This window comes from Streptomyces nogalater, assembly GCF_039532885.1.
Taxonomy (GTDB): Bacteria; Actinomycetota; Actinomycetes; order Streptomycetales; family Streptomycetaceae; genus Streptomyces; species Streptomyces nogalater.
The window spans coordinates 392,639-417,931 of the sequence record NZ_BAAASM010000001.1; the positions used below are offsets into that span (position 1 = coordinate 392,639).

16 protein-coding genes are annotated in these 25,293 nt (G+C 72.5%); 8 read left to right on the plus strand and 8 right to left on the minus strand.

All coding sequences use genetic code 11. The annotated features are described in order from the left end of the window. Window positions 1-2 precede the first annotated feature (2 nt). A complete protein-coding gene (locus tag ABD350_RS01820) occupies window positions 3-1,055 on the plus strand; it encodes a PDR/VanB family oxidoreductase (protein WP_344345774.1) in 1,053 nt (350 codons plus the stop codon). Between the two features lie 36 nt (window positions 1,056-1,091). Further along, the gene (locus ABD350_RS01825) at window positions 1,092-1,781 is read left to right on the plus strand and encodes a TetR/AcrR family transcriptional regulator (protein ID WP_344345700.1); all 690 of its coding nucleotides are present in this window, start codon (window positions 1,092-1,094) and stop codon (window positions 1,779-1,781) included. Window positions 1,782-1,790: 9 nt separating this feature from the next. Here ABD350_RS01825 and ABD350_RS01830 read toward each other — a convergent pair whose 3' ends face one another. The 6 genes from ABD350_RS01830 to ABD350_RS01855 all read right to left on the minus strand — a co-directional run bounded on the left by ABD350_RS01830 (window position 1,791) and on the right by ABD350_RS01855 (window position 12,858). Then, window positions 1,791-2,153 carry a 5-carboxymethyl-2-hydroxymuconate Delta-isomerase gene (locus tag ABD350_RS01830; protein WP_344345702.1) on the minus strand — a complete coding sequence of 121 codons (363 nt, stop codon included), beginning with the start codon at window positions 2,151-2,153 and terminating at the stop codon, window positions 1,791-1,793. A gap of 32 nt (window positions 2,154-2,185) precedes the next feature. Continuing rightward, window positions 2,186-7,552: a pullulanase-type alpha-1,6-glucosidase gene (pulA, locus tag ABD350_RS01835; RefSeq protein WP_344345704.1), complete on the minus strand. Its 5,367-nt coding sequence runs from the start codon at window positions 7,550-7,552 to the stop codon at window positions 2,186-2,188. A 160-nt stretch (window positions 7,553-7,712) separates the two neighbouring features. Next, the gene (locus ABD350_RS01840; RefSeq protein ID WP_344345776.1) at window positions 7,713-9,383 is read right to left on the minus strand and encodes a glycoside hydrolase family 13 protein; all 1,671 of its coding nucleotides are present in this window, start codon (window positions 9,381-9,383) and stop codon (window positions 7,713-7,715) included. Window positions 9,384-9,514: 131 nt separating this feature from the next. Beyond that, on the minus strand, window positions 9,515-10,420 hold the full coding sequence (locus ABD350_RS01845) for a sugar ABC transporter permease (RefSeq protein WP_344345706.1): 906 nt from the start codon (window positions 10,418-10,420) through the stop codon (window positions 9,515-9,517). Window positions 10,421-10,439: 19 nt separating this feature from the next. Next, window positions 10,440-11,444 carry a carbohydrate ABC transporter permease gene (locus ABD350_RS01850; RefSeq protein ID WP_344345708.1) on the minus strand — a complete coding sequence of 335 codons (1,005 nt, stop codon included), beginning with the start codon at window positions 11,442-11,444 and terminating at the stop codon, window positions 10,440-10,442. A gap of 139 nt (window positions 11,445-11,583) precedes the next feature. Further along, the gene (locus tag ABD350_RS01855) at window positions 11,584-12,858 is read right to left on the minus strand and encodes an extracellular solute-binding protein (protein WP_344345710.1); all 1,275 of its coding nucleotides are present in this window, start codon (window positions 12,856-12,858) and stop codon (window positions 11,584-11,586) included. Between the two features lie 342 nt (window positions 12,859-13,200). Here ABD350_RS01855 and ABD350_RS01860 point away from each other — a divergent pair, with 342 nt between their 5' ends. Both ABD350_RS01860 and ABD350_RS01865 read left to right on the plus strand, forming a co-directional pair. After that, on the plus strand, window positions 13,201-14,235 hold the full coding sequence (locus tag ABD350_RS01860) for a LacI family DNA-binding transcriptional regulator (protein WP_344345712.1): 1,035 nt from the start codon (window positions 13,201-13,203) through the stop codon (window positions 14,233-14,235). A gap of 94 nt (window positions 14,236-14,329) precedes the next feature. Beyond that, complete coding sequence (locus ABD350_RS01865) at window positions 14,330-15,193, plus strand: phosphatase PAP2 family protein (protein ID WP_344345714.1); 864 nt, start codon at window positions 14,330-14,332, stop codon at window positions 15,191-15,193. A 72-nt stretch (window positions 15,194-15,265) separates the two neighbouring features. Here ABD350_RS01865 and ABD350_RS01870 read toward each other — a convergent pair whose 3' ends face one another. Beyond that, complete coding sequence (locus tag ABD350_RS01870; RefSeq protein ID WP_344345716.1) at window positions 15,266-18,259, minus strand: bifunctional [glutamine synthetase] adenylyltransferase/[glutamine synthetase]-adenylyl-L-tyrosine phosphorylase; 2,994 nt, start codon at window positions 18,257-18,259, stop codon at window positions 15,266-15,268. Between the two features lie 264 nt (window positions 18,260-18,523). Beyond that, window positions 18,524-19,405, minus strand: coding sequence for a DUF72 domain-containing protein (locus ABD350_RS01875; protein WP_344345718.1), 882 nt, complete (start codon window positions 19,403-19,405; stop codon window positions 18,524-18,526). A gap of 127 nt (window positions 19,406-19,532) precedes the next feature. Between ABD350_RS01875 and ABD350_RS01880 the strand changes: the two genes are divergently transcribed. The 4 genes from ABD350_RS01880 to ABD350_RS01895 all read left to right on the plus strand — a co-directional run bounded on the left by ABD350_RS01880 (window position 19,533) and on the right by ABD350_RS01895 (window position 25,210). Beyond that, a complete protein-coding gene (locus tag ABD350_RS01880; protein WP_344345720.1) occupies window positions 19,533-20,420 on the plus strand; it encodes an alkaline phosphatase family protein in 888 nt (295 codons plus the stop codon). A 1-nt stretch (window position 20,421) separates the two neighbouring features. Continuing rightward, on the plus strand, window positions 20,422-21,675 hold the full coding sequence (locus ABD350_RS01885) for an MFS transporter (protein WP_344345722.1): 1,254 nt from the start codon (window positions 20,422-20,424) through the stop codon (window positions 21,673-21,675). Then, a complete protein-coding gene (locus tag ABD350_RS01890) occupies window positions 21,672-22,691 on the plus strand; it encodes a TolB family protein (RefSeq protein ID WP_344345724.1) in 1,020 nt (339 codons plus the stop codon). Before ABD350_RS01885 ends, ABD350_RS01890 begins: the two co-directional genes overlap by 4 nt. A gap of 143 nt (window positions 22,692-22,834) precedes the next feature. Continuing rightward, window positions 22,835-25,210 (plus strand): Orn/Lys/Arg family decarboxylase, encoded by a 2,376-nt coding sequence (locus ABD350_RS01895; RefSeq protein ID WP_344345726.1) that lies wholly within the window; start codon window positions 22,835-22,837, stop codon window positions 25,208-25,210. Window positions 25,211-25,293 lie beyond the last annotated feature (83 nt).

A 25,293-nucleotide genomic window follows, 5' to 3' on the forward strand; every position in this document is an offset into this window, starting at 1 on the left:
CGATGCCGCGCACCGCCGCGCTGGTCGCGGGCGCCACGGCCGCCGCCCTGCTCACCCGGCGGGCCCTGCGCCGCCGCGTGCGCAGCTCGCCGCTGTGGCCGCTGCCCGCCCTGGACCCGCCGGTCTCCGGCCAGGGCCGCACCCGGCCGCAGCGGCTGCTGCTCACCGCGCACGAGACCATCGCCGACGGGGTCGTACGGCTGCGCCTGGAGGGCAGCGGTCTGCCGCGCTGGGAGCCGGGGGCGCATGTCGACCTGGTACTGCCCTCGGGACTCGTCCGGCAGTACTCCCTGTGCGGGGACCCCGGGGACACCTCCGGCTACACCCTCGCCACCCGGCTGGTGGCGGACGGCCGGGGCGGCTCCCGCGAGGTGCACGAGCAGCTCACCGAGGGCATGGAGCTGGAGGTGCGCGGACCGAGGAATCGTTTCCCCCTGGTCGCCGCGCCCGCCTACGTCTTCGTCGCCGGCGGCATCGGCATCACCCCGCTCCTGCCGATGCTGCGGGCCCTGCCGGACGGCACCGAGTGGCGGCTGCTGTACGGCGGGCGGACCCGGGCGTCGATGCCGTTCCTGGAGGAGGTGACCGAGCTCGCGGGCGACCGGCTGACGGTCGTCGCCGAGGACGAGGACGGGCGGCCGGACCTGGCCGGGCTGTTCGCGGGGACCGCCGCGGGCACGGCGGTCTACTGCTGCGGCCCCGAGGGCCTGATGGCGGCCGTCGAGCGGGCCTTGCCCGAGGGAGCCACCCTGCACCTGGAGCGGTTCGCGCCGCGTACGGCGGCCGGCGCGGACACCGGGTTCGAGGTGGAACTGCGCCGCAGCGGGCGCACGGTGCACGTCCCGGCCGGCTCCAGCGTGCTGGCCGCCGTACGCCGGGTGCTGCCCGATGCCGCGTACTCCTGTGAGCAGGGCTTCTGCGGCACCTGTCAGCAGCGGGTGCTGGAGGGCGAGGTCGAACACCGGGACGAGCTGCTGACGGACGCCGAACGGCACGACTCGATGCTGATCTGCGTGTCCCGGGCCCGGAGCGACCGGCTGGTGCTCGACATGTGATCACCGGCGGCCGAATCCGCTCGGTAAGGTGTTCGTATGAGGACCGGGGTGCGCCGCAGAATGGGCGTCGAGGAGCGTCGCCAGCAGCTGATCGGCGTCGCCCTGGAGCTGTTCAGCCAACGCTCGCCCGACGAGGTCTCGATCGACGAGATAGCCGCGGCGGCGGGCATCTCCCGCCCGCTGGTGTACCACTACTTCCCGGGCAAACTCAGCCTGTACGAGGCCGCGTTGAAGCGGGCGGCGGAGGATCTGGCGAGCCGCTTCGACGAGCCGCGCGAGGGCCCGCTCGGCGTCCGGCTGCTGCGGGTGATGGGCCGCTACTTCGACTTCGTGGACGAGCACGGCCCCGGTTTCTCGGCACTGCTGCGCGGCGGCCCGGCGGTCGGCTCCTCGGCGACCAACGCGCTCATCGACTCCGTACGGCAGGCCGCCTACGACCAGATCCTGTCGCACCTGGGTGTGCGAGAGGCGTCGCCGCGGCTGGAGCTGGTGGTCCGCTCCTGGATCTCGCTCGCCGAGTCCACGGCGCTGATCTGGCTGGAGGGCCGGCGGGTGCCGCGCGCCGAGCTGGAGGTCCAGCTCGTGCACGACTTCGCCGCGCTGGCCGCCGTCGGCGCCGCCCACGACGAGGACATGGCCGGGCTGCTGCGCACGATGGTGAAGGACGAGCCGGCCGACGGCCCCTTCGCGGTGCTGGTCGGCCGGCTCATCACGCTCGTCTCCTGAGCGGGCGCCCTACCCTGCCGAGGTCCGGTACGACGGGTCGAGATCGCGGACCTCCGCGGAGGCGTGCAGGGTGAACGCCCCGCCCGTCACATGCTTGCGCAGCAGCTCCACGGCCGTCTCCGTCAGCCGTGCCTTCGTCTCCTCGGAGCGCCCGGCGAGCAGCCCGAAGGTCACGTGCGCGACGGCGTGCCCGCGCGCCCCGGGGTCGTCGTACCCGAACGCCGTGAACGCGCTCGGCCGGAACTGCGTCTTGCACGCCTCCGGCCTCGCCGCCGCGATCTCCACGGTGGCCTCGTGCAGCGCCCGCGCGAAGCCCTCGCGGTCGAAGGCGTCCTCCATGAGGTCGGAGTAGTCGATGGTGATCTGCGGCATGCGCACTCCTGTTCTACGGCAACGGCCTCACCCTAGTTCCCCGCCCGGGTGAACACCGCGACGGTCCGTGCCGGGACGGTGAACGTGCCCGAACCGGCCGCGTACGACGCCGACTTCACGGTCCGGTCGGAGCCGGTGGCCTGGACCGGGTGGAGGGTGTACGGGGTGCCGGCGAGGGTGCCGACGCGCTGCTCCCGCCGTTCGGGGGTGGCGTTGAAGACCACGACCAGGTCGCCGAGCTTCATGGTGATCACGCCCGGGGTCTCGTCCTTGCCGGACAGCGGGAAGGAGAGCCGGTCCTGGACCTCGGTGGCGGTGGGAAGGGAGAAGGCCTTCTCGGTGGTCCGGATCCTCAGCAGGTCCCGGTAGGCGGCCGAGGCACCGGTGATCTCCGGGCAGCCGACCCTGACCGCGGTGAGCAGCGGCCTGGCGTACTCCCACTTGGACCGGTTGTCGGCGGCCGGGGGCAGGCCGCGGCCGAAGCCGTTGCCGTCGGCGCAGTTCCAGTGGATGGCGTTGAACCAGTCCCCGCTGTCGAAGGAGTTGCGGTCCAGCGACTTCGAGCGCAGCAGGTCGCTGCCCGCCTGGGACAGCGCCGGGCCCTGGGAGAGGGCGGCCGTGGCCATGGCCAGGACCTGCATCCGGGCCCGGTCGGAGGCGGACGTGCCCTGGGGCAGTTTGTAGGCCAGCGCGTCGAACAGCGACTCGTTGTCGTGGGCGTCCACGTAGGCGAGGGCGTCACCGGGGGCGTCGGCGTACCCGGCGGGAGAGCCGTTGTAGTCGACCTCGGCGCCGGTGACCGGCCTGCCCCGGGTGTCGGTGAAGTGGTATGCCGCGAGGTTTCCGCTGAGCCCCACCTTGATCAGGTCCTGGTAGTGCAGCAGCCGGGCCCTCTGCTCCTCCGTCGTGCCGTTGGCGGTGGAGGCGTTGGGGTCGGTGTACAGCCCCGAAGCGAAGCCCTGCACACCGGGGTTGGCGTCGAAGGGGCCGCCGCCGCGCACCGCGTCGCGGGCCCGGTCGGAGAAGGTGGCGATACCGGTGCCGGCCATGTTCTTCTGGGTGGCCTGGACGAACCGGGCGTCGTCGGCGACCTCCCCGAAGTTCCATCCCTCCCCGTACAGGATGATCTTCTTGCCGTCCACGCCGTCCTTCGCCGGGGTCAGCGCGTCCAGCGCCTCGCGGACGGCCAGGATGTTGGCCTTGGGATGGTGGCCCATGAGGTCGAAGCGGAACCCGTCGATCTTGTACTGCTTCGCCCAGGTGACGACCGAGTCCACCACCAGCTTGCCCATCATCGCGTTCTCCGGCGCGGTGTTGGCGCAGCAGGTGCTGTTCGCCACCGACCCGTCGGCCAGCAGCCGCTGGTAGTAGCCCGGCACGATCCGGTCCAGCACCGAGGTGCCGGCCTGCCCGCTCGCCGCCGTGTGGTTGTAGACCACGTCCATCACCACCCGCAGCCCGTCCTGGTTCAGCGCCTGCACCATCCGGCGGAACTCCACCGTCCGGGCCGTGCCGTCGGGATCGGTGGCGTACGAGCCCTCCGGGACCGTGTAGTGGTACGGGTCGTACCCCCAGTTGTAGGCGTCCTTCGCCGCCGCCTTGCCCACACACTCCTGCTGCCGCTCGGAGTCCGCCGGGTACGCGGACAGATCACAGTCCGGGGCCGCCTGGTCCGCCTCGCGCTCGGGGATCGTGGCGATGTCGAAGGCGGGCAGCAGGTGCACGTACGACGTCCCCGACTTCGCCAGCTTCCTCAGGTGCCGGGAACCGTCGCTGTCCTTGTCGGTGAACGCCAGGTAGGTGCCCGGGTGCCGGGAGGTGCGGTCCTCGACGGAGAAGTCGCGGATGTGCAGCTCCTGGATCCGCGCGTCCCGCAGCGGTACGGCCCTCGGCTTGCGCAGCGCCGGCCAGCCCGCCGGGGCCAGGGACCTGTCGTCCAGGTCCACGACCAGGCTGCGCTCGGAGTCCGCGGTGAGCGCCACCGAGTACGGGTCGGTGACCTTGTTGGTGACCACCTTGCCCGCACTGGGCGCCCACACCTTCACCACGTACCGGTACGGCTCGCCCTTCCAGGACGCCGGCCCGGTGACGGACCACACGCCGGTGCCGTCGTCCCGGCGCATGCCCTTGAGTGAGCCGCCGAGCTCCAGTGACACGCTCCGTGCCGTCGGAGCCCACACGGACAGCGTGGGCCGGCCGTGGTCGAACACCGGGCCGAGCCGCGCCTTGGTGGCGCCGGGGTAGAGGTCGTCCAGCACGCCGGCGGTCTGCACACCGGTCGCGGCCAGTACGGCGCCGTTCGCCGCCCGTTGCGCGACCACGAGCTGTCCCCTGACCGCTTCGCGCACCCGGTCCCGGTCGCGCGGGTCCACCGACCAGGCGGTGTAGTCCCTCAGGTGCGGGAACTTCGCCTTCTGCGCGTCGGTCAGCGTCGTCTTCGCCAGTCTGATCCAGCGCTCGTCGTCGCCGGCCAACGTCCCGTCCCGGACGGTCAGGGAGCCGTCGCGGGAGTACAGCAGCTGGGTGGAGGCCGCGCCCGGCACGCCGTTGAAGGCGACGGTGTCCCGGTCGATCCAGACCGCCTTGGAGGTGGTGGGGTCGAGCGCCGCGGCGGTGCCGGCCGGCTGCGGCAGCAGGTGCTTCTCCTGGCCGTTCACCAGCCACACCTCGTGGCCGTCGGCCTTGAGGTCCAGGCTCCGGTCGGCCGGGACGTCCTTCTCGTCGCCCTTGTGGACGAGGTAGCCGAGACTGGTGGCACCCTCGGTGAGGGGCACCTCGAAGACCGCGCCATAGGCATCGGTCTTCACCGGTTCCAGCGGCCGTGACCAGTCGGTGGGGTGCGCGGCGCCCGTCCAGACGTGCAGCCCCCAGCCGGCGTAGTCGCCGTCGGCGCGGTGGTAGTGCAGGACGGCCTTGGCCGGGTCCTGGGCGGGGTACTCCGGCCGCTCGGTGCGTACGTCGGCCTTGCCCTGCTCGATCCACACCTCGCCGGTGCGGGTGACGTCGATGGACCGGTCGGCGGAGACGTCCTTGTTCCCGTCCTTGTCCACGACCAGGAAGCCGACGTCCGAGGCGCCCGGCTTGAGCCTGACGTAGGCGAAGGCGCCGTAGGCGTCCCGGCCGACGAAGGGGTGGCCGGCCGGCCAGGTGGTGGCCTCGCCGTCGGCCAGGTCGCCCCAGGCGTACAGGTTCCAGTCGGCGTAGTCGCCGTCGGCGCGCCGGTAGTGGACGATCGCGTGGTCCCGGGCGGAGGCCCTGGGGACCTCGGGCGCGGGCGGGGTGCCGGTGGTGCTGCTCGCCGTGGCGCCAGCGGTGTGCCCGGCCGAGTCGATGACGACGGCCTTGTACCGCAGGGCGGTCCCGGCGGGCACGTCGGTGCCGAGGGTCTGGGTGACCTGGTAGGGGGCGTGGTCGGCGGAGCCGAGCGTCTGCCACTTCCCGTTGCCGACCTGGGCGGCGAAGACGACCCGGTTGAGCTGTCCGCCGTCGACGTCGGCCTTGAGGCCGACCGTTCCGGTGGCTCCGGCGGCGGGGGCGGTCAGGGTGATCACCGGCTCGGCGGTGGGCTCGGCGAGGGGGCCGGCCGCCTGGTAGACGACGGCGGACCCGGCGGGGACGGTGACGGTGAGCTTCCGGTCGCCGTCGGACCGCACCGGGCCGGTGGCGCCGTAGATGCCCCGGTACGTCATGTCCGCCGACCCGGTCGCGAAGGACGCCGTCTTCTCGGAGCCGGCGTTGTTGAAGGCGACGATGTACTCCCGGCCGGACGCGGCGTCGGTACGGGTGAAGGCGTAGACGCCGGGACCGTCGGCCGCGTACCGCTCGGTCTGCACACCGTCCGTCAGGGCCGGATGGGCCTTGCGGAGCCCCGCCAGGGCCGCGATCCGCCGGTACAGCGGGGCGTCGGTGTCGTAGGCGGCGCTCGCGTGGGTGCGGTCGGTGCCGATCTCGTCGTCGTCCAGATAGTCGGCGACCTTGGAGGCGAACATGGTCTGGCGGGCGTCCTTGTCGCCGCCGGAGCCGGTGAAGCCCTGCTCGTCGCCGTAGTAGACGACCGGGTTGCCCCGGCTGAGGAACATGAGCTCGTTGGCGAGCCGGTCCTTGGCCAGGATCTCGGCGTCGGTCGCCCCGGGGTTGTCCTGCCTCAGGAAGGTCCCGATACGGCCCATGTCGTGGTTGCCGAGGAAGGTGACCTGTTCGTAGGCGTTGGCCTTGTCGGTCGTGTACCTGTGGTCGGCGCCGAAGACGGCCGCCAGCTTCCGGGCGCTGCCGCCCTGGGAGGCGTAGGCGCGGGCCGCGTCCTGGAAGGGGAAGTCGAGGGTGGCGTCGAGGCGGCCCCGGGTGACGTAGGGGGCCGTGACGGAGGGGTCGGCGGAGTAGACCTCGCCGAACATGAAGAAGTCCTTCCGGCCGCGCTCGGCCGCGTAGCGGTCCAGCGCGGTGGCCCACTGGGTCCAGAACTCCATGTTGACGTGCTTGACGGTGTCGATCCGGAAGCCGTCGACGGCGAAGTCCCGCACCCAGCGCTGGTAGATCCGCTCCATGCCCCGGACGACCTCGGGGCGCTCGGTCCACAGGTCGTCCAGGCCGGAGAAGTCGCCGTAGGTGGTCGACTCGCCGCTGTACGTCGAGTCGCCCCGGTTGTGGTACATCGACGGGTCGTTGAGCCAGGCCGGGACCTTGCCGCGGCTCGTCACCTTCGGGGTGTACGGGAAGGAGCCGGTGCCGACCTTGGGGAACTCCCGGCCGCCGTCGGCGTGGTCGGCGTCGTCGAAGGGCCGGCCGTCCCTGGTGAGGTAGGGGAAGGCGCCCTTGGAGAGGTAGTCGGAGGACTTCTCGTCGTGGTCCACGACGTCGGCGGTGTGGTTGGTGATGACATCGAAGAAGACCTTCATGCCCTTGGCGTGCGCCTTGGAGATGAGGTTCTTCAGGTCCTGGTTGGTGCCGAAGTGCGGGTCGACCTGGGTGAAGTCGGTGATCCAGTACCCGTGGTACCCGGCCGAGGCGTTCTCGCCGGTGCCCTGCACGGGACGGTTCTTGAAGATCGGCGCCAGCCAGATGGCCGTGGTGCCGAGCCCCTTGATGTAGTCCAGCTTCCCGGTCAGGCCCTTGAGGTCGCCGCCCTGGTAGAAGCCCTTGTCGGTGGGGTCGTGGCCGGTGCTCAGCCGGGAACCGGTCAGGCCGCCGAGGTCGTTGGCCGGGTCGCCGTTGGCGAAGCGGTCCGGCAGGACGAAGTAGAACTGCTCGCGGGTGGCGTCGTGCCGGGCGGGTACGGCGGCGAGCTGCGCGTCCGAGGGCGGCGCGGGCGGCCCGGCCGCGTGCGCGGTCAGGGGTGGGAGCAGCGTGGCGGCGAGGGCGGCGGCGAGGGCGGCCGCTATGGGGAGGGTGCTGCGTGCCATGTGGGGTCCTTCGGCGGTGAAGGCGACAGGGACGGCCGGGGCGGGAGGAGCGCTTGCTGCAATCTTTCAGCGAGGTTGCGGGGACGCGGAGGGCGGAGGCCCGCCGCCCCGAAGGCAGCGGGCCCCGAAGAAGCCGGTGCGAGAACGTCCGGACGGGTGGTCAGTCCGCGGCGGTCCACCACACCGTGGTGTCGGCGGGGACCTTCGTCTCGCCGTCCGCCTCGGCGACCTCGCCGCTGGCGAGCAGGACCCGGCCGTAGGACGGGGTCGTCACGGTCTCGCCGGTGGTGTTGGCCACGCACACGAAGTCGCCCCGCCGGAAGGCCAGGACGCCCTCCGGCGCGCGCAGCCACTCCACGGACTCGCCCGCGCCCAGATCCGGCCGCTCCCGGCGGATCCGCAGCGCCGACCGGTACAGCTCCAGCGTGGAGCCGGGGTCCTCGGTCTGCGCCTCCACGCTCAGCTCGGCCCAGACCGGCGGCTGGGGCAGCCAGCTGCCGCCGTCGCCGAAGCCGTAGGAGGAGCCCGTACGGGACCACGGGATCGGCACCCGGCAGCCGTCCCGGAAGCCGTCCTGGCCCGCGCCCCGGAAGTACGCCGGGTCCTGGCGCACCTCGTCGGGCAGGTCCACCACGTCCGGGAGGCCCAGTTCCTCGCCCTGGTAGAGGTAGGCCGAGCCGGGCAGGGCGAGCATCAGCAGGGTGGCGGCGCGGGCGCGGCGCAGGCCCAGCTCGCGGTCGCCGGCCGTACGGATCTGGGTGCCGAGGCCGGGCGGGTTGGCGAAGCGGGTGGCGTGCCGGGTGACATCGTGGTTGGACAGCACCCAGGTGGCGGGGGCGCCGACGGGGCGCATCGCGTCCAGGGTGCGGTCGATGACCGTCCGCAGCTCCCGTGCGTCCCAGGCGGTCGCCAGGTACTGGAAGTTGAACGCCTGGTGGAGTTCGTCGGGGCGGACGTAGTTCGCGGTGCGCTCGACGGTGGGGGTCCACGCCTCGGCGACGAAGATGCGGTCGCCCGAGTACTCGTCGAGGATGCGGCGCCACTGGCGGTAGATGGCGTGCACACCGTCCTGGTCGAAGAACGGCATGACGTCGTTGCCCAGCAGCTTCAGCTGGTCGTGGGAGCCGAGGTCGGGCAGGCCCGCGGCCTTGACCAGGCCGTGGGCGACGTCGATGCGGAAGCCGTCCACGCCCATGTCCAGCCAGAAGCGCAGGATCGAGCGGAACTCGTCGCCGACGGCGGGGTGTTCCCAGTTGAAGTCGGGCTGCTCGGGGGCGAACAGGTGCAGGTACCACTCGCCGTCCGGCACCCGGGTCCAGGCCGGGCCGCCGAAGATGGACTCCCAGTCGTTGGGCGGGAGTTCGCCGTTCTTCCCCTTGCCGGGGCGGAAGTGGTACCGCTCGCGCAGCGGGGAGCCGGGGCCCTCGGCGAGGGCGCGCTTGAACCACTCGTGCCGGTCGGAGGAGTGGTTGGGGACGAGGTCCACGATGACGCGCAGGCCGTGCGCGTGGGCGTCGCGGATCAGCGCGTCGGCGTCCAGCAGGGAGCCGAACATCGGGTCGACGGCACGGTAGTCGGCGACGTCGTAGCCGGCGTCGGCCTGCGGGGAGGCGTAGAAGGGGCTGAGCCACACCGCGTCCACGCCGAGGTCGCGCAGATACGGCAGGCGGGAGCGTACGCCCTCCAGGTCGCCCATGCCGTCGCCGTTGCTGTCGGCGAAGCTGCGCGGATAGACCTGGTAGATGACCGCGTCCCGCCACCAGTCGTGGCGGTCGGCGACGGAGACGGCGGTGGAGTGGCGGGCCGGTGCGGCGGAGTGCTGCTGGCTCATGGCGTCCTTGATACGTAACTGGGTCATGGTGGGCGGTCGTCGGCCGGTGACGGCCGGCCGGGGTGTGAGGCGGGCCGCGGTGGCAGCGGGGTCGGATGGGCCACCGCAGCCCGCCTGGACCGGTGCGGGCGTCAGCCCTTGGTGCCGCCGGCGGTGAGGCCGGTGACCAGGTTCTTCTGCACGAGGTAGAAGAACACCGTCACCGGTATCGCGATCAGCACCGCGGTGGCGGCCATGTAGTTCCACTGGGCGTCGTGCTCGCTGACGAAGGTCTGCAGGCCGACGGCGAAGGTGTACTTGGAGTCGTCCAGCAGGAAGGTCGTCGCGAAGGCGACCTCGCCGACGGCGGTGATGAAGGTGTAGAACGCGGCGACGGCCAGGCCCGGGCGGGCCAGCGGCAGGATCAGCCGGAAGAAGGTGCCGAAGGGGGTGAGCCCGTCCACCCGCCCCGCCTCGTCGATCTCGAACGGGATGGTGTCGAAGTACCCCTTGAGCAGCCAGGCGCTGTACGGCACGGCGGTGGAGCAGTTGACGGCGATCAGCGCCCAGTAGGTGTCGATGAGGCCGAGTTCGCTGAAGATCTCGTACATCGGCACGATCAGGATGGCGATCGGGAAGGCCTGGGTGAGCAGCAGGACCCACATCAGCTGCTTGTAGCCGGGAAAGCGCATCCGGGAGACGGCGTAGCCGGTGGTGGCGGCGACCAGGACACCGATGACGGTGGTGCCGAGGGCCACGATCATCGTGGACGTGAACCAGTCGAAGAAGCCGGTGTGCCGGAGCACGAAGCCGTAGTTGGAGAAGGTCGCCTTGCCCGCGATCTGGCCCGGGTGGAGGTAGTCGTCCTTGTCCGGGCCGAGGGACAGGTAGCACAGCCAGGCCACCGGGGCGAGGGCGATCAGACTGGCCAGGGCGAGGCCGCCGTGCAGCAGGGCGGTGCCGAGCGGTCCGCGCTCGCCGCGCCGGCGCCTTAGGCGGACGGGTACGGCGGCGGGGGCGGGCGCGGTCTCGGTGGTGTCCAGGGTCGTGGTGCTCATGGCGGCGGCTCCTGCGGCGTCAGACGGCGAGCTGGTCATTGCGCTTCAGCCAGCGGAAGTAGAAGGAGGTGAAGACGGTGAGGATCGACAGCAGCAGCACGCCGTAGGCGGCGGACTGGGCGAAGTCGCGCGGCTGCTGGCCGAAGCCCAGCTGGTAGGCCCAGGTGACGAGGATCTGGGCGTCCGGGGCGGAGTTCCTGCCGAACAGCAGGAAGATGATGACGAACTGGTTGAAGGTCCAGATGACGCCGAGCAGGACCACGGTGGAGCTGACCGCGCGCAGCCCGGGCAGGGTGACGTGGCGGAAGCGCTGCCAGGCGCTCGCGCCGTCCATCTCGGCGGCCTCGTAGAGCGTGGGGTCGATGGACTGCAGCCCGCCGAGCAGCGAGAGCATCATGAACGGCACACCGCACCAGGTGTTGACCATGATCGCGGCGAACCGCTGCCAGAAGGTGTCCTCCAGCCACGCCGGCTGGGGCAGGTGGAGGGAGCCGAGGAGCTGGTTGAGCGCGCCGGAGTCGGCGAGCATGATCCGCCAGGAGAAGACGGTGACGAAGGTCGGCACGGCCCAGGGCAGGACGAGCAGCAGCCGGTAGACGGTACGGCCGCGCAGCCTCTGGTTCAGCATGAGTGCGAGGCCGAGCCCGAGGATGTAGTGCAGGGCGACACAGGCGGCCGTCCAGAAGACGGTCCACAGGAAGTGCGACCAGAACCGGTCGTAGGCCGTCGGGCCGAACAGGATGTCCTGGTAGTTGTCCAGGCCGATGAACTCGTAGGTGGCGTCGATGTGGTTGACGCCGATCGTCCGCGCCGAGTTGAGGCTGTTGGCGTCGGTGAGGGTGAGGTAGAAGCCGCGCGCCAGCGGGTAGCCGACGAGGATGCCGAGCACGACGACCACCGGGGCGATCATCGCGTAGGCGTACCAGTACTTCTGGAGGCCGTTCTTGACGCGCTGCCCCAGCCCGGGACGAGGCGCGCGGTCACCGCGGCGCTTGCCGGTGGCGCGGTCGATGGCGACTGTCATGGTTCGACACCTTCAAAGGATCAAGGGGATGGGCTGGGCAGGCCGGGCTCGAGAAGCGGTGGCCGCCGGACGGTTCCGGGCCGTGGCCGCCGGGCTCTCCCCCCGGGTACGGCGGGGGGACTCCGGCGGCCGGCCGGGCTCACCCGCCGAAGCCGTCCACCAGCTTGGAGATGGCCAGCTCGGCGTTGTCCAGGCCCTTGTCCAGCGACTCCTTGCCGCCGGCGACCTTGGCCAGCTCGGTGTCGAGCGGGACCCACAGGGAGCTGTACTCGGGCAGCTCCGGGCGGGGCCGGGCGGCGGCCAGGACACCCTGGTAGCCGGCGATGCCCGGGTCGGCCTTGACCTTCGCGGTGTAGGCGTCGGAGCGGGTGGGCAGGGTGGAGTTCTTCAGGGCGACGGTCTCCTGGGCCGCGGCGGAGGTCATGAAGTTCACGAACTTCAGCGCCGCTTCCTGGTGGGCCTTGTCCGAGCCGGCGTAGACCGACAGGTTGTGGCCGCCGGTCGGGGCGCCCGCCGTGCCGGTGGAGCCGGCCGGGACGGTGGCGATGCCGAGGTTCTTCCTGTCCTTGAAGGCGCTGCCCTTGTAGAAGTTCGTGATCTCCCAGGGGCCCTGGATGATCGCGGCGACCTTGCCGTTGACGAACGCGTCCTGGATGTGGGCGTAGGCGTCGGCGGTGGTGTCGGCCTTGTGCAGGCCCTTGCCGGAGAACAGGCTCTGCCAGGTGCCGTAGGCCTTCTTGGCGGCGGCCGAGTTCACGGTGATCTTCTTGGCGGCGACGTCGACGGTGTCGGTGCCCTCGCCGTACAGGAAGGGCTGGGCGTAGTAGGCCTGGGTGGAGCCCCAGTAGCCGTCGGCCCCGGTCTTGTCCTTGATCTTCGCGGCGGCGGCCTTCAGCTCGTCCCAGGTCTTGGGGGCCTCGGTGACGCCGGCCTTCTGGAACAGGGCCTTGTTGTAGACCAGCGCGAGGGTGTCGGTGACCAGCGGCACGCCGTAGGTCTTGCCCTCGTACTGGGCCTGCTTGATCAGGCTCGGCTGGAACTTCGCCTGGTCGGCGAGGGCCTCGGTGCCGTCCAGCGGCAGGAAGAAGCCCTTCTTGGCGAAGGCCGGGGTCCAGCCCACCTCGGAGCGCAGCACGTCCGGGGCGCCGGTGGCGCCGGCCGCGGTGTCGAACTTGTTCTGCGCCTGGTCGAAGGGCACGTTGACGTACTTGACCTTGATGTCCTTGTGCGCGGCCTCGAACTGCTCGACCAGGGCCCGGTACGCCGGCGCCTCGTTGGTGGCGTTGGAGGTGTCCCACCAGGTGAGGGTGACCGGGCCGTCCGACTTCCCGCCGTCGCCGTCGCTCCCGCCGCACGCCGTCGCCGTCAGGGCGAGGGACGCCACCAGCGCCAAGGCCGCTATGCCACGCCGCATGAGTTCTCCTTGAGGGTTAAGCCCGAGTGGTACAGGGGGCGGTCCCGTCCGCCCCTTGCGACTTGCCGACTGCGCCGTTGCCGCGGCCGGGCGACAGGGAACGTAACAGCGATGTAAGCGCCGCGAAAGACCTTGCAGAAAAAAAGTGCAAGAGAACCCGATGGTTACCCGGTCGTAACCGTTCGGCGGCCGATGGACACGTGTGCAAGACTCTGCAAGCTCTTGCCATCACGATTCGAGGGAGCCGCGATGAGGCAGCAACCCACGGCGGGCCGACCGGCCGCCCGCGTCCGGCGTCCGGCCGGTGTGCAAGGGCGGAGCCGACCGGTACAGTCCAGTGGCGTGACCACACGGCTTGCCGACATCGCTGCGCAGGCGGGGGTGAGCGAAGCGACCGTCAGCCGGGTCCTCAACGGAAAACCGGGCGTCGCCGCCACCACCCGTCAATCCGTGCTCGCCGCCCTGGACGTCCTGGGCTACGAGCGCCCGGTACGGCTGCGGCAGCGCAGCGAGGGCCTGGTGGGCCTGATCACGCCCGAGCTGGAGAACCCGATATTCCCGGCCCTGGCGCAGGTCATCGGCCAGGCGCTGACCCGCCAGGGCTACACCCCGGTGCTCGCCACGCAGACCCCCGGCGGGTCGACCGAGGACGAGCTGACCGAGATGCTGGTGGACCGCGGGGTCGCCGGGATCATCTATGTCTCCGGGCTGCACGCCGACACCACCGCCGACATGCAGCGCTACGAGCGGCTGCGGGCGCAGGGCGTGCCGTTCGTGCTGGTGGACGGGTTCTCGCCGCAGGTGCAGGCGCCGTTCATCTCCCCCGACGACCGGGCGGCGATGACGCTCGCGGTGACCCATCTGGTGTCGCTCGGGCACACCCGGATCGGGCTCGCCCTCGGGCCCAAGCGGTTCGTGCCGGTGCAGCGCAAGATCGAGGGTTTCGTCCGGGCCGTGCAGGACCAGCTGGGGCTCGCCGCGCAGACCGTGGAGAGCGAGCTGATCCAGCACTCGCTGTACACGCTGGAGGGCGGCCAGGCCGCCGCGGCGGCGCTGATCGAGCGGGGCTGCACCGCGGTGGTCTGCGCCAGCGACATGATGGCGCTGGGCGCGATACGCACGGCCCGGCAGCGGGGCCTCGAAGTGCCCCGGGACGTGTCGGTGGTCGGCTTCGACGACTCCCCGCTGATCGCCTTCACCGACCCGCCGCTGACCACGGTCCGCAAGCCGGTCCCGGCGATGGGGCAGGCGGCGGTGCGCACGCTGCTGGAGGAGATCGGCGGGACCCCGGCGCCGCACAGCGAGTTCGTGTTCATGCCGGAGCTGGTGGTGCGCGGCTCGACCGCCTCGGCTCCGCACGGCCCGCGCCCGGCCTAGGCCGCGGGGCCGCGCGGCCCCAGAAGGTGCGCCGCGGAGCCAACCTTGGGATGATCGGCCGGGTAAACAACCTTTTCTGGCAGACTCTGTGACCATGAGTGACTCGACCGTGACAGAGCCGGACGGTCGCGAGGAAGTGGCCGCTCCGCGGGCCGTCACGGGCGAGGGCAGGGCGGGTCCACCGGGCCGGCTCCGGCGCCCGCGCCGTCCCCGGCTGTGGTTCGAGATCCTTCTGATCGCGGTGAGTTACTGGACGTACTCGCTGGTGCGCAACGCCGTTCCGGAGCAGCGGGCCGCGGCGCTGCGCAACGCGGACTGGATCTGGCGGTTCGAGCACGCGATCGGCGTCGGCGTGGAGCAGGCGATCAACCACGCCGCCAATTCGGTGTCTTGGCTCATCATCGGGATGAACTACTACTACGCGACACTGCACTTCGTCATCACGCTCGGGGTGCTGGTGTGGCTGTACCGGTGGCATCCCGGGCGGTACGCGGCGACCCGGCTGGTGCTGTTCGCGACCACGGGTGTGGCCCTGCTCGGTTACTACCTGTTCCCGCTCGCACCGCCCCGGTTGATGCGCGGCGGGCACTTCGTGGACACCGTGATGGTGCACCACACGTGGGGTTCGATGGCCTCCGGCGACCTCAAGCACATGTCCAACCAGTACGCGGCGATGCCGTCGATGCACATCGGCTGGTCGCTGTGGTGCGGGCTGACGATCTGCGCGCTGGCGTCGGTGCCGTGGGCGCGGGTGCTGGGGCTGCTGTATCCAGCCCTCACCCTGGTGGTGATCGTCGCCACGGCCAACCACTTCTGGCTGGACGCGGTGGGCGGGGTCCTCTGCCTCGCCTTCGGCTTCACGGCGTCCCGCGTCTGGTACGGCAGCCTGCCGTACGCATTGCCCCGGCTGCTCCCCCGGCCCGCGGGGCGGGCGTGGGGGTCGGCACCGTCCGTGTAGCCCGCGCGGGACGAATCCGCTCGACCGACCGGTGCGGGCTCCGGCCTCCGGCCGGGGCGGGTTCGGCCGGCGTCAGTCCGCGTAGAACAGGTCCTCCACCACCGTGCGGGCCCGGCGGGTGGTGCGGCGGTAGGCGTCCAGCATGTCTCCGGCGTGGCCGGCGCCGTAGCCGAGGTAGCGGCCCACCGCGGCCAGCTCGCGCGGCTCGGTGGGGAAGGTGTCCCCGGCCCGGCCGCGCACCAGCATCACCGCGTTGCGCACCCGGGTCGCCAGCACCCACGCCTCGTCCAGGATCTCCGCGTCCTCGGCGGACAGCAGCCCGGCCGCGCGGGCGGCGGCCAGCGCCTCGCGGGTGCGCGTGGTGCGCAGTCCCGGCTCGTGGTGGGCGTGGCGGAGCTGGAGCAGCTGGACCGTCCACTCCACGTCGGACAGCCCGCCGGGGCCCAGCTTGGTGTGCAGCTTGGGGTCGGCGCCGCGCGGCAGCCGCTCGGACTCCATCCGGGCCTTCAGCCGGCGGATCTCGCGCACGGCGTCCTCGGTGAGACCCTTCGCCGGGTAGCGCAGCGGGTCGACCAGCTCGATGAAGCGCCGGCCCAGGTCGGCGTCGCCGGCCACCGGCTCGGCCCGCAGCAGCGCCTGCGACTCCCACACCGACGACCAGCGCCGGTAGTACGCCTCGTACGACTTCAGGGTGCGCACCAGCGGCCCCGACTTGCCCTCCGGGCGCAGGTCGGCGTCGATGAGCAGCGGCGGGTCGGCGCTGGGCAGCTGGAGCAGCCGGCGCATCTCGGCGACGACCCGGTTGGCGGCGGCCGACGCCTCCTGCTCGGCCACGCCCTCCCTCGGCTCGTGCACGAACAGCACGTCGGCGTCGGAGCCGTAGCCCAGCTCGTGCCCGCCGAAGCGGCCCATGCCGATGACCGCGAACCGGGTGGGCAGGGTGTCGCCCCAGCCCTCCCGGACGACCGCGCGCAGGGTGCCGGCCAGGGTGGCCTTGGTGAGGTCGGAGACGGCCGCGCCGACCCGGTCCACCAGGGCGCCCCGGTCGGCCTCGGCCGGGCTGGTCTCGGTGCCGTAGGAGCCGACGATGTCGGCGGCGGCGGTGCGGAACAGCTCGCGGCGGCGCACCCCGCGGGCCGCCGTGACGCCCTGCACGGCGTTCTCGGCGCGGCCCACGGCCGCCAGGATCTCCTGCTCCAGCGCGGCGCGCTGCCGGGGTGCGAGGCCGCCGCCGTCGCCGTCGCCGAGCAGGGCCACCGCCTCCGGGGCGCGCATCAGCAGATCGGGGGCGAGGCGGCCCGCCGACAGCACGCGGGCCAGGTTCTCCGCCGCCGCGCCCTCGTCGCGCAGCAGCCGCAGGTACCAGGGGGTCTTGCCGAGCGCGTCGGAGACCTTGCGGAAGTTCAGCAGGCCGGCGTCCGGGTCGGCGGAGTCGGCGAACCAGCCGAGCAGTACCGGCAGCAGGGTGCGCTGGATGGCCGCCTTGCGGGTCACGCCGGACGCCAGGGCCTCCAGGTGGCGCAGGGCGGCGGCCGGGTCGGCGTACCCGAGGGCGATGAGGCGTTCGCGGGCCGCCTCCGCGCTCAGCCTCGCCTCGCCCGGCGCGAGTTGGGCGACCGCGTCGAGCAGCGGGCGGTAGAACAGCTTCTCGTGCAGGCGGCGTACGACCGTGGTGTGCCGCTTCCACTCGCGGGTCAGCCCGGCCACCGGGTCGGTGCGCAGGCCCAGCGAGCGGCCGAGGCGGCGCAGGTCGGCCTCCGCCTCGGGGACGAGGTGGGTGCGGCGCAGGCGGTACAGCTGGATGCGGTGCTCCAGGGAGCGCAGGAAGCGGTACGCCTCGTCCAGCCGGGCGGCGTCCTCCCGGCCCACGTAGCCGCCGGCGGCGAGGGCCTGGAGGGCGTCCAGGGTGGTGCCGCTGCGCAGGGCGGGGTCGGTGCGGCCGTGCACCAGCTGGAGGAGCTGGACGGCGAACTCCACGTCGCGCAGGCCGCCCGGGCCGAGTTTGAGTTCCCGGTCGATCTCGGCCGCGGGGATGTTCTCCACCACGCGGCGGCGCATCTTCTGCACGTCCGGTACGAAGTTGTCCCGCTCGGCCGCCTTCCAGACGAGGGGGTGCAGCGCGTCGAGGTACGCCTGGCCGAGCGCCGGGTCGCCGGCCACCGGGCGGGCCTTGAGGAGGGCCTGGAACTCCCAGGTCTTGGCCCAGCGCTGGTAGTAGGCGACGTGGCTGCTGAGGGTGCGCACGAGGGGGCCGTTGCGGCCCTCGGGACGGAGGTTGGCGTCCACCGGCCAGATGGAGCCCTCCACGGTCGTCTCGGAGCAGATCCGCATCAGGTGGGAGGCGAGTTTGGTCGCGGAGCGCAGGGCCTGGGTCTCCGGGGTGCCCTCCGCGGGTTCCGCCACGAAGATCACGTCGACGTCGGAGACGTAGTTCAGTTCGTGGCCGCCGCACTTGCCCATCGCGATCACCGCGAGGCGGCAGGCGGCGGCGTCCTCGGGGGCCGCGGCCTCCGCGAGGGCCAGGGCCGCGCGGAGGGTGGCGGTGGCCAGGTCGGCGAGTTCGGCTGCGGTCTCGGCGACGTCCGTGGTGCCGCAGACGTCCCGGGCGGCGAGGGAGAGCAGGCAGCGGCGGTAGGCGACGCGGAGCGTGACCGGGTCGGCGGCCTCGGCCAGGCCCTGTTCGAACTCCGTGACGCCCGGGTGGAGGTCGTGCGGTTCGTAGGTGACCAGGACGTGCCAGTCGGTGGGGTGGCGGGCGAGGTGGTCGGCGAGGGCGGCGGAGGCGCCGAGGATGCCGAGGAGGCGGTCGCGGAGGGGTTTGGCCGCGATGAGGGTGTCCAGCAGTTCGCGGTGGGCGGTGGGGGTGGGCTGGGCCTCCAGGAGGCGGACCAGGCCGTGCAGGGCGAGGTCGGGGTCCGCGGTGGCGCCGAGGGCTTCCAGGAGGACGGGGTCGTCGCGGACGGTCGCCAGTTCGGGGCCGTCCAGGAGGCGCTCGGCCGCGGAGGGGTCGGTGAAGCCGTGTCGGAGCAGACGGGTGAAGGTGCTGCTTCTGCGCCCCGGCGTCATGTCCGTGGTCTCCTCTGGGGTGTGTGCGGCGTCCTGGCGAGAGCGTAACCGGCGGGGGCGGGGGCGGCTTGGGCTGTGGGGATGGCTGTGCTTCGCCGGCTGCGGGTGCGTGGCCTGTATGCCTGCGGCGGCCTGTGCGGGTGCGTCGTGGTTGCGGTGGCGCCCGCCGTCGTTCGGGGGCTTCCCCGTCCTGTCCCAGGAGCGCGTCCGCCTCGCTCCCCTCCCCCGTCCCCCGTGCACGGCTGCGGGATCGTGTCGTTTCGCCTACGGGCCCGTCGGGGTCTCCTTCGTCGCTGCCCGCTGGTGCGGGAGTCCGCTTCTGGTCAGTAGCTGTCGCATCGTTTCGGCCGCTTTGGGGGCCGCGTCTCCGCAGCAGTTGTTGAAGAGGAGGTGGAGTTCGGTCGCGGTCGCCGCCGAGGTGTGGATGCGGGGGAGCCACTCTTCGAGTTCCTGCTCGGTGTAGGTGTGGCGGAAGCGCTCTTCCTTGGTGCCGGTGCGCCAGTGGGGGCTGCGGCCGTGGAAGCGGATGACGGTGAGGCGGGGGGTGGTGACGGGGACCGGGTGCCGGGTCTCGGGGGTGTCCGTGGCGACCGCCGTGGCGTCCAGGTCCTTGAGGAAGGCGGTCGTACGGGGGGCGTGGGCCGGGTGCCACCAGGCGGGGTCGCGGAACTCCACGGCGAACGGCCAGCCGTGGGCGCGTTCGCGGGCGGTGCGGATGAAGGCCTCGGCCTCGGGGCCGGGGTGGAGGGAGGCCGGGTACTGGAAGAGGAGGGTGCCGAGGCGGCCGGAGTGGAGGAGGGGGGTCAGGGCTTCGGCGTAGCGGGTCCAGACCTCCGTGCGCAGGGCCTCGTTCCGGGGGTGGGCGCGCAGGTCCGGGGGGAGGGCCGCGGGGCGGGTGGGGTGGCCGGTGAGGAGGGAGAACGCCTTGACGTCGAAGCGGAAGCCGGGGGGTGTGCGTTCCGCCCAGTGGGTGGTGGTGCGGGGGGACGGGAGGGCGTAGTACGGGGAGTCCGCCTCCACCAGGGGGAAGCGGGTCGCGTAGTGGCGCAGGCGTTTTTCCGGGTCGCTGTGGCCCGGTGGGTACCAGCCGCTCCTGAGCAGGTTCGGGTCGGTCCAGCCGCAGGTGCCGATGAGGATGTCCGCCATGGGGGCGGGGGTACCCGGCGTTCATCCGGTCTTCACCCATGGGGTTGGCCCGCGTAGGGCGCGGGAATGTTGACGTGTGCATGCTCTGTCCGCACCGCCAGCCGTCCATCCATTCCCGGAGGTTGATGTGTCCGGCAGTTCCGTGTACCGCCGTGCCCGGGCCCTCGTGGCCGCCGCGGCGGCCCTCGCCGCGGCCGCGGTCGGGCTGTGGACCGGGCTCGGCCAGGAGTCCGCGCACGCCGCGGGCACCGTGCCCCGCCCGGACCACGTCGTGGTCGTGGTCTTCGAGAACCACGCGTACAGCCAGGTCATCGGGTCGTCCAGCGCGCCGTACCTCAACTCGCTGAAGGCGGGGGGTGCCAACCTGACCCAGTCGTACGCCGAGACCCACCCGAGCCAGCCCAACTACTTCGCGATGTTCTCCGGGTCCACGCAGGGCATCACCGACGACAGCTGCTACACCCCGGGCTTCTCCTCGGCGCCCAACCTGGCGTCCGAGATGATCGCCGCCGGGCGCAGCTGGGCCAGCTACAACGAGACCCTGCCGAGTCAGGGGTCCACGACGTGCAGCAGCGGCAAGTACGCGCGCAAGCACAACCCCTGGTTCGGGTTCGGCAACGTGCCGACGTCCACCGCCAAGACGTTCGCGCAGTTCCCCACCGACTACTCGACGCTGCCCCAGCTGTCGTTCGTGGTGCCGAACCTGTGCAGCGACATGCACGACTGCTCGGTGTCCACCGGTGACACCTGGCTGAAGAACAACCTGGGCGCCTACGCCACCTGGGCCAAGACCCACAACAGCCTGCTCGTCGTCACCTTCGACGAGGACAACCGGCTCAGCGGGAACCGGATCCCCACGGTGTTCTACGGGCAGCCCGTCCTCGCCGGGTCCTCGTCGAGCACCACGTACAACCACTACGACCTGCTGCGCACCCTGGAGGACACGCAGGGGCTGACCACCCACGCGGGCAACGCGGCCTCCGCCGAGGACATCACCGGCATCTGGGCGTCCTGACGTGTACGTAGCGGACAGTCGTGCCGGTACGTCCGCTCATGGCGCCGTCCGGCCCCCGGCCGGGCGGCGCCGTGCGGCGGTCGCGCCGACCGTGCTCGCGCTGGGGACGGTGAGCCTGGTCACCGACGTCTCCTCGGAGATGGTGACGGCGGTGCTGCCGTTGTACCTGGTGAGCGGTCTGGGTCTGTCGCCGTTGGGGTTCGGGCTCCTGGACGGCGTCTACAACGGGTTCTCGGCGCTCGTCCGGCTGGTCGGCGGGCACTTCGCCGACCGGGGCGGCGGACGGCACAAGTGGGTCGCCGGGCTGGGCTACGGCATCTCGGCCGTGTGCAAGCCGCTGCTGCTGGTGGCGCACTCGCTGACGCCGATCGGGATCGTGCTCGCCGCCGACCGGACCGGCAAGGGGCTGCGGACCGCGCCCCGGGACGCGCTGATCTCGCTGTCCAGCACGCCCGATACGCGCGGCCGGGCCTTCGGTGTGCACCGGGCGATGGACACCGCCGGGGCCCTGCTCGGGCCGCTGGTGGCGTTCTGGATCCTGCGGGCCACCGTGGACGGCTACGACGCGGTGTTCACCGTCAGCTTCTGTGTCGCCGCGGTGGGCGTGCTGGTGCTGGTGCTGTTCGTGCCGGGCGGGCGGGGCGCGCCGGCGGTGGGGCAACGGCCCACGCTGCGGGCCGCGTTCGCCCTGCTGCGCCGCCGCGACCTGCGCCGGATCACCGTGTGCGCGCTGCTGCTGGGCCTGGCCACGGTCAGCGACTCCTTCGTGTACCTGCTGCTCCAGCGCCGGCTCGGGGTGCCCGACCGCTGGTTCGCGCTGCTGCCGCTGGGCACGGCCGCCGCGTTCCTGCTGCTGGCGGTGCCGCTCGGCCGGCTCGCGGACCGGGTGGGCCGCTGGACGGTCTTCCTGGCCGGGCACGGCGCCCTGCTCGCCGGGTACGGGCTGCTGCTCGGCTCCTGGCGCGGCCCGGCGCTGCCCTGGCTGGTGCTCGCCCTGCACGGCTGCTTCTACGCGGCCACCGACGGGGTGCTGATGGCCGCCGCCTGCGACAGCGTGCCGGAGGGGCTGCGCTCCTCCGGGCTGGCCGTCGTACAGACCGGGCAGGCGCTCACCCGGTTCGCCTGCTCGCTGCTGTTCGGCGCGGCCTGGACGGTGTGGGGCGACCGGGCGGCGCTGGCCGGGGCGGCGGTGGCGCTCGTGGGGTGCGGGGCGTTCGCCCTGACGCTGCGTCCGAAGGGGGCGGTGGCCGCGTGAGCGTACGCAACCGGGTGCTGACCCTCGTCTTCGCCGTCGCCGTGCTCGCGGCGGTCGGGCTGGCCGCCGTCCTGCACGCCTCCGCGCGGGCGGAGCGCCGTGACCACACCCAGGCGGGCGGGCCGCGCGTCACGCCGGGCGCGGTGTCGCTGCGCGCCTCCGGGCGGCTGGTGTTCCGGAACCTGGCGTGGGGGCCGCACCGGGACGAGCTGACGAGCGTCCCGGCGGACGATCCGGGCGGGCCGCGCACCGCAGCGGGGCCGAAGTGCCTGCGCTTCCACGCCGCCGCGGGCACCGGAGTGTGTCTGCAAGCGGTGCACGGGCCGGTGTCGGACACCTACCGCGCGCTGGTCCTGGACGCCTCTTTGCACATCCGGGGCCGCTACGACGTGCCGGGCATCCCCTCCCGCGCCCGGGTCTCCCCCACCGGGCACTTCGCCGCCTGGACGGCGTTCGTGGGCGGTGACTCGTACGCGGGGACGGACTTCTCCACGCGGACGGCGGTCGTGGACACCCGCGGCGGGGAGCTGATCCCGTCGCTGGAGGCGTTCCGGATCGTCAAGGACGGGCGGACCTACCGGGCGGCGGACGTCAACTTCTGGGGGGTGACGTTCGCGGCCGACGATCGTACGTTCTACGCCACGCTGGCGACGAAGGGCCGCACGTACCTGGTCCGCGGCGACCTGCGCGCGCGTACGGTCACCACCCTGCACGCCAACGTGGAGTGCCCGTCGCTGTCGCCGGACGGTACCCGGGTCGCGTACAAGAAGCGGGTCGCGGGCCTGCCGAAGGACGCGCCCTGGCGGCTGTACGTCCTCGACCTGCGGACGATGCGGGAGACCGCGCTCGCGGAGACACGCAGCGTGGACGACCAGGCGGTGTGGCGCGACGCGCACACGGTCGTGTACGCGCTCCCCGGCGACTACGGCGCCGACCTGTACCAGGTCCCGGCGGACGGAACGGGCCACTCACGGCAGATCAGCCGGGCCGCGGTGTCGCCCGCGTACCTCGGTTAGCCGCCCGCTTGCGTCAACGCGGTGGCGGGGATGTGCGCCATCCGGGTGCTCTTCCGTCGCCGCCGCCCGCCCGCCCGGCGGGCCGCGCCGGAGACTTGCCGCCGTGGCGGCCGGGCGGCCGCCGGGAGAGGGCAGGGCACCGGATGAGCGAGAGCAGGATCCTGGTGGCGGTGCCGGAGCACCCGCGTGCGGAGGGTGCCGGCGCCGAGCAGTTGCGGAAGATCCGGGAGGCGGTGGAGGCGGACGGCTTCGGGGTGCGCTGGGCCGTCACCGCCGAGGACGCCGACGCGGTACTGCGCACCGAGGCGGGCCTGGCGGCGGCCCTGGTGGCGTGGGACCTGCCCGGGGGCGCGCGGGCCGGCGACGGTCCCGGGGCGGCGCTCGCCGGGCCGGCCGGCACCGTCGAGGAGGCGCCGGGCGGGGCCGCCGTACTGCGCCGGATCGGGCGGCGCTACCGGAATCTGCCGGTGTTCCTGGTCATGGCCGAGGAGGGCGTGCGGGAACTGCCGCTGTGGGTGTCGGAGACGGTCGTCGGGTACGTCTGGCCGCTGGAGGACACTCCCGGGTTCATCGCGGGCCGGATCACCAGCGCCGCCCGCAACTACCGGGAGGACGTGCTGCCGCCGTTCTTCCGGGCGCTGCGCCGCTTCCACGACGCGCACGAGTACTCCTGGCACACCCCGGCCCACTCCGGCGGCGTCGCCTTCCTGAAGTCGCCCGCCGGGCGCGCCTTCCACGACTACTTCGGCGAGCGGCTGCTCCGCTCCGACCTGTCGATCTCGGTGGAGGAGCTGGGCTCGCTGTTCGAGCACACCGGGCCCATCGGGGAGGCCGAGCGCAACGCGGCCCGGGTCTTCGGCGCCGACCTGACCTACTTCGTGCTGCACGGCGACTCCACCTGCAACCGCCTGGTGGGCCACTTCAGCGTCACCCGGGACGAGCTGGCGCTGGTGGACCGCAACTGCCACAAGTCGGTGCTGCACGGCCTGGTGGTCTCCGGCGCCCGGCCGGTCTACCTCATCCCGACCCGCAACGGCTACGGCCTGGCCGGCCCGCTGCCCCCGGCCGAGCTGGCGGCGGAGTCGATCGCGGCCCGGATCGCCGCACACCCGCTCGCCGAGGGCGCCGCCACCCGCGAGCCCCAGTACGCGGTGTTCACCAACTCCACCTACGACGGCCTGAGTTACGACGCCGTACCGGCCGCGAAGGCACTCGCGGCCAGCACCCCCCGGGTGCACTTCGACGAGGCGTGGTTCGCCTACGCCCGCTTCCACCCGCTGTACGCGGGCCGGTACGGCATGTCCGTGGACGAGGCGGCCTTCCCGGGCCCTCGGCGGCCGACGGTGTTCGCCACCCAGTCCACGCACAAGCTGCTGGCCGCGCTGTCGCAGTCGGCGATGGTGCACGTCCGGCCGGCGCCCCGGGCCCCGGTGGAGCACGACCGGTTCAACGAGGTGCTGATGATGCACGGCACCACCTCCCCGCTGTATCCGATGATCGCCTCGCTGGACGTGGCGACGGCGATGATGGACGGGCCGCAGGGCGAGTGGCTGGTGGACGAGGCGGTCACCGAGGCCGTCCGGTTCCGGCAGGAGATGGTGCGGCTCGGGCGGCGGGTGGCGAGCGCCGGGGACCGGCCGCCGTGGTTCTTCGGCGTCTGGCAGCCGGAGGAGGTCACCGACCCGGCGACCGGCAAGCGGCTGGCCTTCGACGAGGCCCCGCCGGAGCTGCTGGGCCGGGAGCAGTCCTGCTGGCTGCTGGAGCCGGGCGCGGCCTGGCACGGCTTCCCCGGGCTGACCGAGGGCCACTGCATGCTGGACCCGGTCAAGGTCACGCTGACCTGTCCCGGGATCACGGCGACCGGTGAGATGGCCGAGGAGGGCATTCCGGCGCGGGTGCTGACGGCGTACCTGGCCACCCGGAGCATCGTGGTCGAGAAGACCGACAGCTACACCACGCTGATCCTGTTCTCGATGGGCATCACGAAGGGCAAGTGGGGCACGCTGCTGGACGCCCTGATGGACTTCAAGGCCCTCTACGACGGCGACGCCCCGCTGGACCGCGTCCTGCCCGAGGCGGTCGCCGCGCACCCGCGCCGCTACGCGGGGACGACTCTGCGGCAGCTGTGCCAGGAGATGCACGACGAGCTGCGCTCGGCCCGTCTGGTGGAGTTGCTGGACACCGCGTTCCAGGAGCTTCCGGAGCCGGTCTTCCCGCCGCAGTACTGCTACCAGCGGCTGGTGCGCGGCGGCACGGAACGCGTCCGCGTCGCCGACGCCGCGCACCGGGTGGCGGCGGCGATGGTCACGGTCACCCCGCCCGGCATCCCGGTCCTCATGCCCGGCGAGTCCACCGGCGCCCCCGACGGCCCCCTCCTGCGCTACCTCACCGCCCTGGAGACCTTCGACCGCCGCTTCCCCGGCTTCCGCAGCGAGACCCACGGCGTGACGATCGACGAGGACACGGGGGACTACGAGATCGAGTGCCTGCGTCGGGACCGACGCGTGCGGGAGGACTGACGCGTGCGGGAGGACTGACGCGTGCGGGAGGACTGACGCGTGCGGGAGGACTGACGCGTGCGGGAGGACTGACGCGTGCGGGG

What these genes read in the sequence shown, in the direction of transcription:
- ABD350_RS01820 (WP_344345774.1), top strand. Translation starts at nt 3, where the DNA reads ATGCCGCGCACCGCCGCGCTGGTCGCGGGCGCCACGGCCGCCGCCCTG.
- ABD350_RS01825 (WP_344345700.1), top strand. Translation starts at nt 1,092, where the DNA reads ATGAGGACCGGGGTGCGCCGCAGAATGGGCGTCGAGGAGCGTCGCCAG.
- ABD350_RS01830 (WP_344345702.1), bottom strand. Translation starts at nt 2,153, where the DNA reads ATGCCGCAGATCACCATCGACTACTCCGACCTCATGGAGGACGCCTTC.
- pulA (WP_344345704.1), bottom strand. Translation starts at nt 7,552, where the DNA reads ATGGCACGCAGCACCCTCCCCATAGCGGCCGCCCTCGCCGCCGCCCTC.
- ABD350_RS01840 (WP_344345776.1), bottom strand. Translation starts at nt 9,383, where the DNA reads ATGAGCCAGCAGCACTCCGCCGCACCGGCCCGCCACTCCACCGCCGTC.
- ABD350_RS01845 (WP_344345706.1), bottom strand. Translation starts at nt 10,420, where the DNA reads ATGAGCACCACGACCCTGGACACCACCGAGACCGCGCCCGCCCCCGCC.
- ABD350_RS01850 (WP_344345708.1), bottom strand. Translation starts at nt 11,444, where the DNA reads ATGACAGTCGCCATCGACCGCGCCACCGGCAAGCGCCGCGGTGACCGC.
- ABD350_RS01855 (WP_344345710.1), bottom strand. Translation starts at nt 12,858, where the DNA reads ATGCGGCGTGGCATAGCGGCCTTGGCGCTGGTGGCGTCCCTCGCCCTG.
- ABD350_RS01865 (WP_344345714.1), top strand. Translation starts at nt 14,330, where the DNA reads ATGAGTGACTCGACCGTGACAGAGCCGGACGGTCGCGAGGAAGTGGCC.
- ABD350_RS01870 (WP_344345716.1), bottom strand. Translation starts at nt 18,259, where the DNA reads ATGACGCCGGGGCGCAGAAGCAGCACCTTCACCCGTCTGCTCCGACAC.
- ABD350_RS01875 (WP_344345718.1), bottom strand. Translation starts at nt 19,405, where the DNA reads ATGGCGGACATCCTCATCGGCACCTGCGGCTGGACCGACCCGAACCTG.
- ABD350_RS01895 (WP_344345726.1), top strand. Translation starts at nt 22,835, where the DNA reads ATGAGCGAGAGCAGGATCCTGGTGGCGGTGCCGGAGCACCCGCGTGCG.